This is a genomic window from Cytophagaceae bacterium (assembly GCA_016722655.1).
Taxonomy (GTDB): Bacteria; Bacteroidota; Bacteroidia; order Cytophagales; family Spirosomataceae; genus Leadbetterella.
Window position 1 is genome coordinate 1,267,009 of record JADKIR010000005.1, and the last position, 17,862, is coordinate 1,284,870.

Here is a 17,862-nt window from a genome sequence, read left to right on the forward strand (position 1 = left end):
TATTTTTGAAAAAAGAAATCACCTTTCACCTTATGGCCTCTATTAAACCACGTAAATCACTCAATCCGGCTTTTCTCAAAATAAAACCCGGCAGGGCTGCCATAGAATTATTTAAAGCCAAACTCATAGAATTACTCGATCTGACCGACAACAATAAATCTGAAGAATTTCACAAGAATCTCCTTTCCGAATTTCTGAAACGCACCGGATTTGAAGGCAGGTTCTTTATCAATACCAAAGACCGCAATGACCTCGTAATTCATACCGAACATTCGCCTGATACCCCCGTGGGCGTGATTATCGAAACCAAAAAGCCCGGCAATAAAACTGAGATGCCCCGTGAAGGACAGCTCAACAGCAAAGCCGTTCAGGAACTGGTATTGTATTTTTTAAGAGAAAGAATCACCGGCAAAAACAATTCGGTAAAATACCTCATCGCCACCGACATACACGAGTGGATTATATTTGATGCTCAGGAATTTGAGCGGGAATTTGCTCAAAACAAAGACCTAGTAAAACAGTTTAAAGACTTTGAAGAAGGTCGCCTGAGCAATTCCAATACCGACCATTTTTATAAGGAAATCGCCCGGCCGATACTTGAAAAAGTACAGGATAGCCTGGAATACACCTATTTCAATATCCATGAATATGAAAAGGCACTGCGAAATACCGACAAAGCCGACGACCGACAGCTAATCGTATTATTTAAGCTGCTTTCGGCTGAGCACCTGCTCAAGCTACCTTTTGCCAACGACAGCAACTCACTCAACAAGAATTTTTACAATGAGTTGCTGCACATCATAGGCCTGGAACAGGTGAGCGACAAAGGCAAAAAGCTGATTCAACGCAAGCCAGAAGGAAAGCGGGATGCTGCTTCTCTGTTGGAAAATACTATTGCCCAGCTGGATACGCTCAATAAAATCTCCCGGCTGCCCAACCGCAGTGCCTATGGCAATACCGAAGAAGAGGTACATTTCAATGTGGCTCTGGAGCTGTGTATCACCTGGATCAACCGCATCTTGTTTTTGAAGCTACTCGAAGCACAGCTGTTGGCCTATCATAGTGGTGACCGCAGCTATGCTTTCCTCAATACCGCCCGTATCAAGGACTACGACAAACTCAACAAACTGTTTTTTCAGGTATTGGCCCGCAAAACATCTGAACGTAGCCCGGAAATCAATGCCGAGTTTGGGAAAATTCCTTATCTCAACAGTTCGCTGTTTTCCGATACCGAGCTGGAGCAAGTTTGCCTTTTTGTGAGCAACCTTGAAGACGACATGCAGCTGCCCATCCACTCCGGTACTGTACTGAAAGATAACACCGGTAAGAAACGTGGCGGTAAGCTCAATGCCATAGATTACCTCTTTGAGTTTCTCGATGCCTACGATTTTAGTTCTGAAGGCAAGGAAGAAATAGAGGAAGACAACAAAAACCTCATCAATGCTTCGGTGTTGGGGCTGATATTTGAGAAAATCAACGGCTATCGCGACGGCTCGTTTTTCACGCCGGGTTTTATCACGATGTATATGTGCCGCGAGACACTCCGTCGTGCGGTGGTACAGAAGTTTAACGAAGCCAAAGGCTGGAATGTGGCCGACCTCGGGGAACTGTATGACAAGATAGAAGACCGCAACGAAGCCAACGCCCTCATCAACAGCCTGCATATCGTGGACCCTGCGGTGGGCAGCGGGCATTTTCTGGTTTCGGCTCTCAATGAGCTCATCGCCATTAAGCATGAACTTCGCATTTTGCAGGATCGCAATGGCCGCAGGCTCAAAGAATATGACATTCAGGTGGTCAACGACGAACTGGTGGTATTGGACGAAGAAGGGCGTTTGTTTGAATATCGCCCCGCCAACCCCGAAAGCCAGCGGGTGCAGGAAACGCTCTTCCATGAAAAACAAACACTGATAGAAAACTGCCTTTTCGGGGTGGACATCAACCCCAATTCCGTAAAAATATGCCAGCTCCGTCTCTGGATCGAGCTCCTCAAAAACGCCTATTACAAAACCAACTCCCCATCTCCTGTGGAGAAGGGGCCGGGGGGTGAGGTTCAACTCGAAACCCTCCCCAATATCGACATCAACATCAAATGCGGCAACTCGCTCATATCGAGGTTTGAATTGGATGCTGACCTCTCGGTGGCTTTACGGAAAAGCAAGTTTACGATAGACGCTTACAAAGTGGCCGTGGACACTTACCGAAACGCCAAAAACAAGGCCGAAAAGCGGGAGATGGAAAGCCTGATCAATGCCATCAAGTCAGACTTCAGAACCGAAATCAACAAAAACGACCCGAAACTCAAGCGGCTCGACCGACTTTCGACCGAGCTTTATCATAAATATACCTCTAACCAGCTTTTTGATACCAAACTCACCAAGGCTCAGCTCAAAGACCGCAAAACACTGGAAGACGAGATCAACAAACTGAGCAATGATGTAGAAGAAATCAAAAGCAACCGCATCTTTGAAAATGCCTTTGAGTGGCGGTTTGAGTTTCCCGAAGTGCTCAATGACGAAGGTGCCTTTGTGGGCTTCGATGTGGTGATTGGGAACCCGCCGTATATCAGACAGGAGGAATTTAAGGATATAAAGGATTATTTATCAAACCATTATGTAACTTATTCAGGCACAAGTGATTTATATGTATATTTCGTAGATTTGAGCTTCAAACTCATGAAACCGGAAGCCAATTTTACATTCATTATGCCAAATAAATGGATGCAGGCTGGCTATGGAAAAAATCTTAGAAAGTTGTTTTTAGAGCAAAATCTCAATGAAATTATTGACTTTGGTGATTTACAAGTATTCGATGAAGCCACCACTTATCCCTGTATTCTGATCGCTTCAAAAGAAGAGTCAAAAAATGATTTTAACTTCACAAAGGTCAAAGAATTAAAAACTGAAAGATTCTCTTATTACGTAAGGTCAAATTCAACCAAATATGATTTTAATAATTTGGATTCAGAGACTTGGATTTTAACTGATAGTAAGGAACAAATGCTATTGAAAAAGTTAAAAGAAAAATCGAAACCTTTAGAGAATTATTTAAATGGGAGCTCTTTCAGAGGAATTTTAACTGGCTTATCAGAGGCTTTCATCATTGATCAAACTACCAGAGACAGCTTGATTCAAAAACATGAAAGTAGTAGAGAACTGATAAAACCATTTCTATTAGGCAGGAATATCAAGCCCTTTGCCAGTGAAGAAAACACGCACTTTTTAATCCTTATTCCAAAAGGTTTTACTATCAAAAGGAACATTCCTCAATCAAAGAAAAATATAGTAGAAGAAGATTTCCCGAGATATGGCAATATGCCGTTTGATGAAGCATGGGATTGGTTTAAAAGGAATTATCCCGCTATAGCAGAACATTTGAAGCCTTTCAAAGAAAAAGCCGAAGTCAGAACCGACAAAGGCGATTTTTGGTGGGAACTGAGGGCATGCGATTACTATGATCAATTTGTTAAGCCCAAAATACTTTATCAGAAATTTCAAGTCAAGCCGTGTTTCATTTATGAAAATACAGGCAAACTATGCAATGATTCCATGTGGATGATTCCCAAAAATGATGTAGCATTAGTTGGTCTGCTGAATTCAAAAATGGGATGGTATTTAATATCAAAATATTGCACGGCTATTCAAAATGGCTATCAACTGATTTGGAAATATTTTGGTCAGATTCCTATACCAGTTGATTTTCAAGACAATAATTCAGAAATCAAATCAAAAACTTTAAAAATTATCGACCTCAAAAAACAAGACCCCACCGCCGACACCACAGCATTGGAAGCCGAAATCGACCGCATGGTGTATGAGCTTTATGGGCTTACCGAGGAAGAAATTGCTTTGGTTGAGGGGAGTGTACACTAAACTTTTGAGAATATGACGGCTGCTGAATTTGTAAACGCTCTTAAAAACCCAAGAGAACATACTATTGTTGAAACTGCGAATGGTCCTATTATAAGATTTGATGGTGCAACCTTGCATGATTGTCATGTATTTGAAGAGATAGAAATTAATTATGGTGTTGTTTTTCAAGGTGTTACCTTTGGGAATTTTACACTTCAAAAACTTAAAGCAAATGGTTTTGTCAGATTTAAAAATTGCAATTCTTATGAAAATACTATCTTCAATGTTTCGATTGAAACCCCATTTGACATTATTATTGACCAAAATTTCCTTTTTGAAGGAAGAGTAGAATTTCGAAATTGTACATGTAATTCGTTTAAAATGTTTGGAGGCGAATTCAATGGTGGAATTAATTTTTTATCAAATTCATTTAATATTTTTTATTTCACAGGAAATTCCAAAATAAAAAATGATATTATTTTTACTTCAAATACAGTAGGACGATTTTCACTAAATGGCGGAAAAATAGAAAATATTAAGTTTGGATCAGGCAACACCCAAATTCTTTCATTTTCTAAAGATATCGAAATCAACAATTGTCAGATTAGGGGTGGTCGTTTTAAAACCATAGCATTTAATACTTCAAATGTCAGAAATATTAATAACAATTTACTTTTTGAGCCTGACCTTGAACCTTTAATAATAGAAATACTTGATATAAATAACATTAAAAATGGATTTTTAGGTTTAAGTGAAATTTGTAATATAGGTGAAATTCAATTCAACTATGGTTTTATCTCCAAAGATACAATTGTTGATATTAGTAAAATAACTGTAAATTCCCTGACTTTTTACAATTTTATCAATTATGGCCAAATTAACTTTAAGTCTTTTACTTGCCGAGAACAATTACACTTTATTGACTCTGATATCGGAAAAGTTACATTTATAGGTTGTGATTTCCAAAATGCATTAATTGACTTTAAAAGCTCCAAGATTATCGAAGCATTTATAATTGGGGGTAAGTTTCCTGAAAAATTTATCAATAAGGAAAATTTGGATAAACAGGGTGCCTATAGCCAAATCAAAAAAATCTACGAAAACCGCGGCTCACAAAAAGATGCTTTAGAGTATTATTCTCTTGAAATGAACGCCTTAGATGAGTCTCTCCCATGGAAAAGTAACAGATGGGAAAAAATAAATTTATGCCTAAATAAATTTAGCACAAATCATGGAGTAGATTGGAAACAAGGCTTAAAATCAACTTTTTACGTTTCTGCCGGTTTCTTTTTTCTCTATATTGTTTCATTGTGGTCATACACACCCAATCTATTAAAATTAGAATATTGGTGTGAGTTTTTCAATGTGCTTTCACAATATTTTGATTTCATCAATCCTGCTCACAAAACAGATATTGTGGCGGAAAAACTATCGGTTGAACCTAATCCGGTCTCCCGTACCATCGAAGGCCTCAGCCGCATATTCATCGCCTATTTTATTTATCAGTTGATCCAGGCTTTCAGGAAGCATGGGAAGAAGTAAGAAGGATAATTCTGCATATTGTTTTTATTCTTTCCTGCATCTCGACTGTCGCTTGATGTGACAAACCACTGTCTGTTCGAGCGTTAGTCGAGAACACGTCTTCAAAAGCTAATTTTAACTCGTTCAATAAAAATACTAGAGCACTCTCATCTCGACTACCGCACGATGTGACACCCGTATGTCAGTTCGAGCGTTAGTCGAGAACACGATTTCAAAAGCTAATTTTAACTCGTTCAAAAAAACACTAGAGCACTCTCATCTCGACTACCGCTCGATGTGACAAACCACTGTCAGTTCGAGCGTCAGTCGAGAACATATTTTCAAAAGCTAAATTTTAACTTTGTTCTAAATTCAAAGCTCACACAAAAATCATTTTTCTCTTTTATAATTCTTCGAATTGGTTTCATTTCGGCATTTTGCTAGGTCATGAAGTCTATCCCAGTTTTTTTCAAAAAGGGCTTGTTTCTTTTTACTTGACAACTTTTTAATTTTTTTTTCGAATTCAATGCATTGGTTTACATCCGTAAATTCTTCAAAAAATTGAAGTTCAATAGGTCTTCTGGAAAAAGTGTAAGAATCTTCATTGGTGCCAGACTCATGCTCCCAAAACCTCCTTTCCAGATTATTTGTCATCCCAGTGTAGTATGTTCCATCAGAGCATTTTAAGATGTAGTGGTAGTAGATTTTCATAGTGTTTTTTTAATGGAGTTTAAATATCCTAAAATTTCGGAATCTTTAGAAAAAATAGTTGTCAAAAAGCTATAATTATAATTAGAGAGGATCAGTCAATTTGAGTGTTAGCAGACGGCCTTCCTATCATTCACCAGAGGGTCTATTGAGATATCTAATTAAAAAATGCATCAGCAATTGCCGTTTTAATTCAAAATTCAACATTTAGTCTGGTTGTAAAATCATATATTAAATTTCCAAAAAAAAAGCGGGTCTTTTAAGCAAATTCTTCATTCTATCCCCAAAAAAGCAATTCTATCCCAGAAATTTTGAGGGTTTTGGCCTTCCAAATAGTTTTGATCCATGATCGGAATCAAAAGCCTTTATCATTTTAAGCCCTTTTTTTTTACTCAAACAAACTCGGCGGAGTTACGCATTAAAATCATGAAAAAATTACGTTTCTTTTCAGCAATTCTTCTCACAATTTTTGTAGGCATTAGTTTAACATTCACTTCTTGTGAAGGACCGGCCGGTGCGGATGGTGCAGTTGGACCCGCTGGTCCTGCAGGCCCACAAGGACCTACTGGTGCTACTGGAGCAGCCGGTCAAAATTTTACTGTTACACAATTTACCTTTGCCAACCGGACTTGGGCTAATACCGTAGGTAATCAACAAAACTTTGCTTTTACAAACGTAACAGGTCAGACATTGGCTTCGAGTGCCATCGTTACATATTTAGGAATTGCTAACCCAAACGGTGCAGATTTTAATTGGTTTTTGGTTCCTGGTTTAGTAAAAGCAGGTCCAACAGATTTTGGTCAATATAATACTTGGGTGAATGTTAATCCTGCAATGGCAACTGGTAATCTTTTAGCAATTCGCCGAGAATCACTTGGTACATCTGGAGCCTTTACCGCACCAGTCCGTGTAATTATTATCCCTGCCAATGACCTCCGCAATGGACGCAAAGCACCAGTAGATTTCTCAGACTATAATGCCGTGAAAGCCTATTACAACTTGAAAGATTGAGAAAGGCGGAGGACAATAGCCATGAAACTGATTGTTGTTTTTAGTAGTTATACAATAAATTACATCTTATAACCTAACACCTTTTCCTCTTCCATTTGAAAGGAAAAGGTGTTTTTTAAAATTCAAGTAATGCCTTGCATTTATGTTCAAAATACTGTTTAAAACATCTTTCTTCCTATCGGTTTCTTTAACAGTATTTGGTCAACCGCTTAGTTTACCCAAACATGAGGTGGATGAACTTAAACTAAAATTGACAGTTTATGCCGAAGACACCAATCGGGTTATCAATTTGTGGCGATTGGCGAGGTATCACACCATGACAGCACCTCGCCAGGCGGTGATCTATGCTAATGAATCAATTTCACTGGCCAGAAAACTCAATTTCACCTATGGTGAGTTGGTTTCCTTACAAGCTTTAAGTTTTGTAACGACCATTACCGGTGATTGGCAAGAAGGAATGCGGACTGCCTATGAAGGCTTGAAAATCAGTCAGGAAAAATACCCTAAATTAGAAATCGTATTTTACAATTTGATAGCCCTAGTTTATGAAAAACAAAACGATAGTAAACAGCGGCTCGAATGGCTTTTGAAAGCCAAAAATGATCCGGAAATTGAGTATCTGCCTAACCATGGTAAATGGTTGATCTACCATAATCTTGGCGAGGTTTATGAAAATCTCAATGACTTTGAAAATGCCATGTATTATGGTAAAATAATTAATAAAGCGTGCCGGAAATTAAATATCCCAATCGAAGTATCGTATGCCAATGCGATAATGGGAAGAGTGGAAAATAAACGAAAAAACTATGCTGAGGCATTGAAATACCTAAAAATCGCCACTCATTTTTCTAATAAATTTGGTAATCCTTTTTTAGAATCGGAGCAGTCAGTTGATCTGGCTTCCGTTTTTCATGCCATTAATCAGCCGGACTCGGCAGTTTATTATGCCGAAAAAGCTCTGAGTGGTGGCCGGGAATTCAAAAATTTAGTCCTGACGGCAGCATCGGCTAAACTTTTGGCTCAAATTTATGAGAAAAGTAATCCTTCAAAATCAATAACTTACCTAAAGATTTTTAATGCTGCCAATGATAGTCTTTACACAGCTTCAAGAATTATTCAAACACAAAATATTGTTAAGGCCGAAGAACAACGGAAACGTGATTTATTAGAAGCCAGAAAAGATTATGACAACTCCATCAGGCAAAATTCACTTATTGGTTTTCTAATATTTTTGGGAATTTTAGCCATCATTTTAATACAGAATAACCGTCAGAAAAATAAAGCAAATGCAGTTTTACAAAGCAAAAATGTAGAAATAAGCCGCCAAAAAGAAGAAATTGAAAAGGCAATTGAGCAAAAACAAGTCTTGCTGTCAGAATTACAGCACCGCGTAAAAAATAACCTGCAATACGTGATCAGTATTTTGGAAATTCAAAAAGAATCAATCGATTACAGCAATATTGATGACTTGATTCGGAACAATCAAAACAGGATTCATTCGATAGCGATGTTGCACAAAAAACTGAGCATCAATGACAGTGTCAATGACGTAAATCTGAATCAATATGTAAATGATCTCTCTGAACTCGTAAAGGAATCGTATGATAATAAATCGAAGAATGTGAGTATGTTTATCACTTGTGAAATCGAAACATTGCATCTTTCAAAGGCTCTGCCCCTGGGTTTGATAATTGTAGAATTGGTCAGCAACAGCATGAAGCACGCCTTTAAAAACCAGCCCAATGGCATTATTAGTATAGAAATTATTCCCGATGAAAATTCAGAAAAGAACCTCTTAAATTATATTGACAATGGAGAAGGTTTTGATTTTAATAATGTAAAAACCAAAGGCCTCGGAGTAGAAATAATGAAAGGTTTGATTGACCAGCTTAATGGGATTATAGAAACTCAATCCAAAAGGGGGTTTGAACTTAAAATCTATTTTTAGAAAAAGATGAAATCAAAAGTAATATTAATAGTTGAAGATGATTACCTCAATAGAAGATTAACTAAAAAGGTGCTGATTGAAAATAGTTATCAGGTTTTGGAGGCAAAAAACGCTGACGAGGCACTGACAATACTCAATAAAGAAATGATTGACCTCGCTATCCTTGATATCAATCTCGGTGATGGTGAAATGGATGGTATCAGACTTGGAAACCTCATTCAAAACAAACAAAGAGTACCATTTATTTATCTTACGGCCTACGAAAACCCCAAAGTTATTAGTGAAGCAGTGGCTACTTCGCCGTATTCGTACCTCACAAAACCCTTTAAAAATAGCGATTTAGTGGCTTCTGTTGAATTGGCCATAATCAAATCGGCTAAAGAGAACATACCCAAACACACTATTTTAGTAAAAGATGGTGAATATAAGGTTGAATTAGCCATCGAGGATATCAACTATATCGAATCCGAAGGCAATTATTTGCTATTCCATACCAATAAAAAGGTTTACAAATGCAGGTCAACTATTGCACAAATTTTAGAAGTTTTGCCTCTATCAAAATTCCTTCAAGTTCACCGGGCTTTTGTGGTCAACAAAGACAAGATAGAAAAATACAACTCAAAAAGCGTAGTCGTAAACGGTGTAGAAATAGCCATTTCAAAAAACTACTTCTTCTGATAAGTTTTAATTTAGGAATTTGAAATAAATCAAAACAAATAAGATTTATATACCGATTTACATTTATTTGAGCCTTAGGTAAACTGGATGTTAAAAAGGAAGGTTCTTCTCAGGTAAGAAAAGGATTCTAGAATTGATACAGACAGAAGACATCAGAATTAATCCCGACCGACCATGAAATTCAAAGCGAAGCTGATTTTGATGGTTTTATTGAAGGAAAAGAAAAATACATACTCACCGCAAAAAAGAACGAAATGCTGCTTTGGTCAAATTTGTAAAAGAAGCTCGCTTTAAAACCGACCTAAAGCTATGCTGTGATGTTTGCGGATTTTCGTTTGTCGAAAAATACGGAGAAGTGGGATTGGGTTATATTGAAGCCCACCACACCTACCCTATCTCTGAGCTCACTGAAGAAACTCAAACCAGACCCGAAGACATGGCTCTGGTATGTTCTAATTGCCATCGCATGCTTCACCGCCGCAGACCTTGGTTGGATATGGAGGCGTTGAAGGGATTGGTGAAATGAAAAAATCTTTATATCAGAAATAAATCTTTGGCACATAGCTTTTATGGATTGATTTTTGCACAAATTTCTCTTTGACTATTTTTCTTAAAAATCAGTTTAGTTTTTAGAATAATATGATTTTTATGAGTAGTTTTAAAATCGAGATTTAATTTTTTTATCAACTCAAAACCTCTTCAAATGAAAAAAACTATCCTTGCTGCGGCTCTTGCCGTGGTTGCAATTTCATGTAACCAAAACGAAGTAATCAACAACCAGGCGAATCTGATGACTGTCGATAATGCAGTCGGAGCCAACAAAATCATTCCGGGCAAATACATTGTGGTATTAAAGTCTGCCCCCGAAACCAAAGGCATGCCTGCGGCTGTGAGAGAAAAAGTAGTCGCACTACTTACTGCCAACGGTGCAAATCCCGCTGCCATTGAACATGTTTATAGCACAGCTCTAACTGGTTTTTCAGCATTCTTATCTCCTGCTGAAGCTCAAAAACTTTTGGCTTCAGGAGCAGTAGATTACATTGAGCAAGACACTGAAGTTTATATTTCTCAAAAAGGTAAGCCCGGTGGTGGCACTACCCAACCAGCTCAGGAAATCCCCTGGGGTATTACTGCAGTAGGCGGAGCAGGTAATGGTACCGGCAAAACTGCCTGGATAATTGACTCGGGTATAGACCTGTCACATCCTGATCTCAAAGTAGATGCCAGCAGAGGATTTTCAGCATTTACTACCGGTAAAGACGCCGGTATGGACGATGGCAATGGTCATGGCACCCATGTGTCAGGAACAATAGCTGCCCTCAACAATACAATTGGAGTAGTTGGTGTAGCAGCAGGTGCGACTGTTGTACCGGTTAAAGTATTGGGTGCGAGAGGCAGTGGCTCAAATTCAGGGGTAATTGCCGGGGTAGATTGGGTTGCTGCTCATGGTCAACCGGGTGATGTAGCCAATATGAGTTTAGGTGGTGGCGTTTCTACTGCCTTGGATCAGGCGGTATTAAATGCTTCTAATTCATCAGGTGTAAAGTTTGCATTAGCAGCAGGTAACGAAACAGACGATGCCAACAATCATTCTCCGGCAAGGGTAAATGGACCAAACATCATTACAGTTTCAGCTCATAACGTAAGCAATGTATTTGCTTCTTTCTCTAATTATGGCAATCCGCCTGTTGATATTTGTGCACCCGGTGTAAGTATCAAATCCACCTGGATGGGTGATTCTTACAATACTATCAGTGGCACTTCCATGGCTACGCCACATGTGGCAGGAATTTTGTTATTAGGAAACCTGAATACCAGAGGAACCGTAACTGGTGATCCCGACGGAAATCCTGATGGGTTGGCATCGAGATGATTCTTCATTTTAAGATTTTCACTAATTAAGAGGAGCCAAAAAAGCTCCTCTTTTTTTTAAATTTTCCTGTATTTTTTTTAATTTAGTATCTAAAAATATTATCGATTCCTAAATCGATCAAATTTTGTTTGAGTTTAAAGGTTATTATTAACAACAATTTACTTTCTCATTAGGATTTTAGTATTGTGGAAACAAGTATAAGTTTTTTTAAAATATTGAAGAATAGTTTATAATCAATTTATGTTACCCTTTTTGTGATCACCCTAAAAACCCTTAAGAGAAGACAAGGCCATGCATGCTCCATCACCGCCTCCCATGGTTGGGTATGGAGGCGTTGAAGGGATTATTGAAATGATTAAATTATAAATTTCTTTGAATGGAGCACGGAAGAACTCCCTTCAATTATTAATAATAACCACCCTATACTCAAGTGATGCCGGGAGATTTATCAAAACCGGTTGTCCCGGGTATTCCTCCGCCACACCACTGTTAAACCTACAAGTTTTATAAGTGTGTCTAAATACTATAATCTCACCAGCCTTTTTTAAAAAAAATCCTACACTATTGGTAGAACCCCCAGCATCTGATACATAAGGCAAAACATAAGGGCCAATGCCACCTACCCGCATATAAACAGTCACCATTCCGGTATTGATATGGTCAAGAGTTAACTGCGGTATGCTCAGCCTTCTACTCCTTAAACATGTACCGTCAATTACCGTATCGACTGAAGCTGAGGTTGAGGTCATCCAGGGAGAAGAATAATAATAGTTTGCGACAGGCACACCGTTTACATTGTAACCACCACTGCTCTCCACTGTTCCGTTTACCTGTAACTTTTGAGTTGGAGTAGTTACACCAATACCCACATTACCTCCGCTATAGTAGTAGCTGGTGCCATTAATGCTCCATTGATTTCCGAAAAATGCCTGCTGCCAGGAAGTGCCATCAAAGAAGTTAAATTGATTGGCAACATTATTGAAAATTAAAAGGCCTTTTTGAGGAGTAGCGATGGCATTGCGATTGGTCGTAGTCATCGATGGAAGTAAAACTCCTTTGTTGGTGCTTCTTATTTCCATTATTGAGGAAGATTGCGGAGTATCTGTGCCTCCAGTATTGGAGATTACTAAACCTGAAGGTGTATTTACTACTTTAGCGTTTTGGCTTTTTACACTCAGCACTATTAATATTAATGGTAGTGTGAGTATGAATCGAAATTTCATATTTTTTTTTCAAAATTAATGAAGGACATTAAAGTTTATTCTTTTAAAGACTTCTTTCTCTCTGTTTTTTTATTTTGAGGTAAATTGTTCCCAAATAACGGATCAATCCAATAAGTGGGGGGGGGTAATTATAAATTCAAAAACTCATAGGTTTTAATTAAATCAAATGAAAATACTTTGAACGTCTGTGCAGTGTTTAGAAAAATTTTCTACAAGGAAATTTCTAATTTATCATGGCAGAATAAAATTTTTCGTGACATTTTGCACAGACCGCCCTTTTTTGGAGGGTCGCCTCCCGGCTCGTTTTTTGGGCGAGCAAAAAAATGAAGACCGCCGGTAGGCAACGTCAGATTGGTATCCCCCCCAACTTTTTTTATTGTACCCAAATAACATTAGCTACTCTAATTGTTAGATCATTTTAATTTCTTCAAGCAATTGTTCCAGTATTAAATATTAAGCGTATGTTCAATAAAATGTGAAGGAAAATATTTAAATTTTATTTTATTTTTCAAGGAAATCACAGCGTCCTTGCCGTTTTTACCTGATTTTTAAGGGTGTTAACGGCATTGTTCCAGTTGGTAGGTGTGGTGGCTTTTTTGTTGGCTTCATTGGTAATGCCCAAATTGTAGTAGTAATCGGCTTCTTTTATATAGGGCTCTATTTGTTTTGCCCAAATGTCGATTTGCTTCATGGTTTTTTCGTCAGAAAGTATATTCTGCTGTAAATGCTTTTTCAAATCTGCATATTCTGTTCTAAACTCCACCCATGCCCCGGTAAGCTTATCGCATGCTGCCGACCGCTGCCGGTACAAATTGTCTCCGGCTGAAAACACCTCACAATTGCCCGAAATATTCCCCCATTTATCCGCTATTCGGGTGACAATATTATTATTGCTGCTTATCTGTTCAAATGCCCCGTCCAGATCCCATGGGATAAGATGCATTTTTTGGTTCTTTTTATCTTCAAACCAATAGTAATTATGATTGTAACACGAAGCCAGAGAAGAACAATACCAGTGAAAAGGGCCGTCGTCATGCCTTATGGCTCTGTCAACCACACAATATGCCATAATCTGATTGACATCCATGTACTTTTTGACCAGATCTTTAGCGTTTTCTTTAGTAGAATTGGCAAAGGCACTGCCAAATTCTCTAATTAAACTTAGGTCAGGTTTTTCTTCATTGGTTTTGAGGGCATCAATAAAAGCCTTATCGGTCTGAACCACCCCTGTTGGTTTCACCGGCCATACTTCTTTGTATATATCACCTTTTCCATTTTTGTAAAAATACTCTGCAAAACGGTTGTCTATTTCTTCGGTAAGTCCAAAAAGACCCCAAAGCTCTCCATTAACTTTCAGTCTGGCATGCACCGACCTGGGAGCCGGAACGCCCATTTCGGAAAAGAGCCAATAGCCCAACCGCTCTCTGAGTTGTGATTTGTCGTAGTTTTGGCTGTGAAACTGCAATTTGTTTAAATCATAAAATCTTTCTTTTCTCCCTTCCCAATTGATTTTGACCTGCAAACTAAGTTTTACGCAGGTTTTAAAACCCGAAGGCTTGGTCCAGTCGGGATTTGACAAGCAGCCGGCATAAGCACCTATTGAGCCTTTGTACCTCACTCCTACCGGGCTGATGGTATCGCCTTCAAACACCAGGGCCGCTTTCACATATTCTTCCTTTGCCGGATCGGCGTTGAGTTTTGACAAATCTTCGTCATTGAAGATTAACTGATAGGTTTTGACAGAATCCTGATTATAAATGTATTCTGAGCCTGTATTGAGGTACTTTTCGGTGCCTTTGGGTATGATTGTTGGTACCGGGTCAATCTTCACGAAAGGCTTTTCTTCAATCTCCGGAATATCTTTTGAGCAGGAAATGATCGCCAATCCAAAAATTGCAGGAATTAAGAACTTTTTTAATATATACCCGTTTCATTTAAAGAAATAAATAGCTCTCAGGAAATTAATATTTCCTGAATAAGAACTTATGGTTGAATAATTTAATCGATATTTTGTCTTTGAAAATATCGTTATGCAAATATAGGTTTTTTGGATTGGCCATTTGTAAAAAATAAATAAACACAGAAATTATTTCTTTTATCAAATGAAAGAAGTTTCAAAATATCGAAATAGAAGTATTATTTAATCCTACAATTTCTGACACAAGTTAACTATTTAAATATTTGGGAATTTAAAAATGACAGGCTACAAACTTATAGCCACAATTCTGTTTTAATATTTGATTTTATTTTATATTTTTAGCCTTTAAAAAAATCCTTAGTAATCAATTTGTTTACGAAAAAAATATTTTTGGTTTGATTTTTAGTCCTTTTGCCTCTTCTTTTTTTAACCAAACATCTAGTTTTTCGCGTTTTTATTAGTTTATTATGTCAATTTCAGAAATCTATTCATATCGATTTATCTCATATCATAATGCCAAAGACTTTTTTAAAGAAAAGAATTTTTCAAGGTTTCTGAGCCTTTATAATGCCAACTTTCCACCTGACTCAGATGAAAGTGAGAATATTGAGAATATTCTGGCAAGAGTTAAAGGCGAAAGAAACGAGTATGATCCTTTTTCATATTTATTTGTGGTTTATGATTCCATAGAAAATGAGGAATTATTGGTAGGGGCAATGGTTTTGGAATATTATACCAAAAGCAATTGTTCGCATCTAACCTATTTATTTGTTGATAAAAATTTAAGAAAGAAAGGGTATGGTAGATTTATAATTCAAAAAGGGATTCCGATTTGTATTTCAGAAATTGAAGGAATTCACCAGGTAAAAAAAATAGAGGCGGTATTTTTTGAAACCGAGAATCCCTCATTAACCCCACAAAATCCTGACAATGAAGCTATTTTGTATCAGAGAATCAGATTTTTCGAAAAAGTCGAAGCTAAATGGATAGACCTTCCCTACGTTCAGCCAAGTTTTGCAGGAAAAAGCCGGGTTTACAATCTTTTTTTGATGGTTTTCCCAAAGCTTACCAACCTACGACTCGAGATAAATAAAAATCTGGTTTTTAAGTTTTTAACCGATCTTTATAATTCACTTGAATATGGCACAAACAAGCGTCCGCTTGACGAAAAATTAAGTAGACTAGATGATGACCTCCTGAGAATGAGGCTTTCAATGGATATTTCAGATATTCTGGAAGACATAGACCCCCTTTTAAAATTTGACACGAAAGATAAAGTTGATCTTTGGAGCTATAAGAGTATATTAAAGCAACAGTATATATTAAATGCAAAAGGTATTGAGTCAGATGACCATAACATTTTGGTAAAAATTGACCAGGAAGTAAAACAAATTTTTGGAAATTATACTTCACCCAAAATAATAGATGAAAAGTTTTATCTTAGAGAAGTTCCGGTCTTTTATAAGCAACCTAAATTCCTGTTTAGCAAAGTAAGTCTTGCTTTTCACTTTGTGGAACATCAGGAAATAATGGAATTCCCTACACAATATTCATTGGAATATTGCCCCATCTTTAGCTCATATGAGCGGGATCTGTTGTCACAAAGATTCCACATGAATCCACCCTATCATAGTGTTTGCTATCTGGAAAATATCGAAGTAGAGGTTGAGTTCGATACTGAGTTTCAATTTACCTCAGAAGGTAGAAAGGAAACGCTTTTTATCAAGAATTCAGAAAATAATTTTGACAATTACAGCAAAAAAATAAGGGCATTTCTTAACAAAATGACTTTTAAAAATAGCAGGATTGTAATTTGGGAACTTGTCTTAACAAATGCCGATGGAGTCCGGTTAAACGAGTTGGAAATAATTCAATTTATTAAATATTATACAGGAGGTCAAGAAAAGTATATTTCCAGATTAAATTTCAAATACAATGATAGGAATTTTGAATTAAACGATTTATTAAGAGAGCTTATTTCGCAAACCCAGCTTGACACTTCCAATAAAACATATACAATTGCCTCAGGAACAGCACAAATTGATACAGGAATCGATGAAAATGAAGTTGAAGGCTCCAATGAAAATATTATACATGCTGATGGAACAGAATTATTGATAAAACAACCAGAAGATGTTCTCGCTAAATACTTTGATTTGAATAGTTTAAATTCCGGAAATAAAGGATTGATTTGGAAACAAATTTATAGACTTACCCGGCTTTCTCATGAAAAAGACAACTCAAACGAGCATGAATTGGAGGAAGTTATGAGGGATATTCCTGAAATAAAGGAGCTATTCGAAGTGTTTTGCGGTTTTTGTATAGGAATTTTTGATTTCGACAGGATGGAGTATGAGGAAATCCTTGATACAATAAATCCTAGACTGGAAAGTGCAACAAACACTCAAATGTTGATTATGAACAGAAACGCTCTTACATGTTTCTGTCATAATGATAATTTATTCAGAGAATCATGGGATAAAATGGGTATAAGCCCTTATTTAATTATTCCAAATTCAGTAATTGCTCATAACAGTTTTTTAATTGAAAACACAGAAGCATATATTGATGACATAATTAATTTAAACAATAAAAACAAAACTTATAAAGCCCTCATAAAAGACAAAAAGATGATTGATGAAAATCTGAATACAAAACTTTTATCCAATGTTTTCCAGTATCCCACAGAGCAGGATTTATACCAATTTGGTCACCAACACAGGGGTATAAACGAATTAATTGAAAGCATAAAAGAAAAGAAAGTTGAATTAAAAGATAATATCAATATCCTTAGTGAAAGAAGAAGAAAAGTGTTTGAAGCCATCATAGGTTTATTATTGGGTATTGTTTCACTTGCTCAAATTTACGATCCACTTAAAGAGGCTACCGGAGCTTTTGCCAATGTCATTTGGTTCTCGATAACTATAATATTCTCAATAGGTTATATTTATGGAATTCGTAAATATTATACCAAATAGTACATCGCCATACTATGATATCCAATATTTTGATCCTTATTTTTCAACAAATGGAAGGTATTTATTTCAATTCTTTTCAAAAAAAATACCTGCTTTTGACAGCAGGTATTCAATAATCAAAAATATCTTTGGAAGTATAGTAAACTAAAAAAA

The 17,862-nt window shown here is 37.0% G+C and carries 11 protein-coding genes; 8 read left to right on the top strand and 3 right to left on the bottom strand.

Translation table 11 applies throughout. From position 1 onward, the window contains the following. Nucleotides 1-32: 32 nt before the first annotated feature. Both IPP61_21340 and IPP61_21345 read left to right on the top strand, forming a co-directional pair. Nucleotides 33-3,872: a class I SAM-dependent DNA methyltransferase gene (locus tag IPP61_21340; protein ID MBL0327668.1), complete on the top strand. Its 3,840-nt coding sequence runs from the start codon at nt 33-35 to the stop codon at nt 3,870-3,872. Between the two features lie 12 nt (nt 3,873-3,884). Further along, on the top strand, nt 3,885-5,393 hold the full coding sequence (locus IPP61_21345) for a hypothetical protein (GenBank protein MBL0327669.1): 1,509 nt from the start codon (nt 3,885-3,887) through the stop codon (nt 5,391-5,393). Nucleotides 5,394-5,762: 369 nt separating this feature from the next. Here IPP61_21345 and IPP61_21350 read toward each other — a convergent pair whose 3' ends face one another. After that, nucleotides 5,763-6,083, bottom strand: a complete 321-nt coding sequence (locus tag IPP61_21350; GenBank protein ID MBL0327670.1) for a GIY-YIG nuclease family protein — start codon at nt 6,081-6,083, stop codon at nt 5,763-5,765. A 423-nt stretch (nt 6,084-6,506) separates the two neighbouring features. On the opposite strand from IPP61_21350, the gene IPP61_21355 reads away from it, so the two are divergent. The 5 genes from IPP61_21355 to IPP61_21375 all read left to right on the top strand — a co-directional run bounded on the left by IPP61_21355 (nt 6,507) and on the right by IPP61_21375 (nt 11,590). Next, nucleotides 6,507-7,091, top strand: coding sequence for a collagen-like protein (locus IPP61_21355; GenBank protein MBL0327671.1), 585 nt, complete (start codon nt 6,507-6,509; stop codon nt 7,089-7,091). A gap of 142 nt (nt 7,092-7,233) precedes the next feature. Next, on the top strand, nt 7,234-9,039 hold the full coding sequence (locus IPP61_21360) for a sensor histidine kinase (protein ID MBL0327672.1): 1,806 nt from the start codon (nt 7,234-7,236) through the stop codon (nt 9,037-9,039). Nucleotides 9,040-9,045: 6 nt separating this feature from the next. Continuing rightward, complete coding sequence (locus IPP61_21365) at nt 9,046-9,717, top strand: response regulator transcription factor (protein MBL0327673.1); 672 nt, start codon at nt 9,046-9,048, stop codon at nt 9,715-9,717. Between the two features lie 262 nt (nt 9,718-9,979). After that, nucleotides 9,980-10,243 (top strand): HNH endonuclease, encoded by a 264-nt coding sequence (locus IPP61_21370; protein MBL0327674.1) that lies wholly within the window; start codon nt 9,980-9,982, stop codon nt 10,241-10,243. A 177-nt stretch (nt 10,244-10,420) separates the two neighbouring features. Further along, a complete protein-coding gene (locus IPP61_21375) occupies nt 10,421-11,590 on the top strand; it encodes a S8 family peptidase (protein MBL0327675.1) in 1,170 nt (389 codons plus the stop codon). Nucleotides 11,591-11,988: 398 nt separating this feature from the next. Here the strand turns inward: IPP61_21375 and IPP61_21380 are convergent, their stop codons facing one another. Next, the gene (locus tag IPP61_21380) at nt 11,989-12,813 is read right to left on the bottom strand and encodes a hypothetical protein (GenBank protein ID MBL0327676.1); all 825 of its coding nucleotides are present in this window, start codon (nt 12,811-12,813) and stop codon (nt 11,989-11,991) included. A gap of 517 nt (nt 12,814-13,330) precedes the next feature. Beyond that, nucleotides 13,331-14,698, bottom strand: a complete 1,368-nt coding sequence (locus IPP61_21385; protein MBL0327677.1) for a CotH kinase family protein — start codon at nt 14,696-14,698, stop codon at nt 13,331-13,333. A gap of 500 nt (nt 14,699-15,198) precedes the next feature. Between IPP61_21385 and IPP61_21390 the strand changes: the two genes are divergently transcribed. Further along, nucleotides 15,199-17,709 carry a GNAT family N-acetyltransferase gene (locus IPP61_21390; GenBank protein ID MBL0327678.1) on the top strand — a complete coding sequence of 837 codons (2,511 nt, stop codon included), beginning with the start codon at nt 15,199-15,201 and terminating at the stop codon, nt 17,707-17,709. The last annotated feature ends 153 nt before the right edge of the window (nt 17,710-17,862 follow it).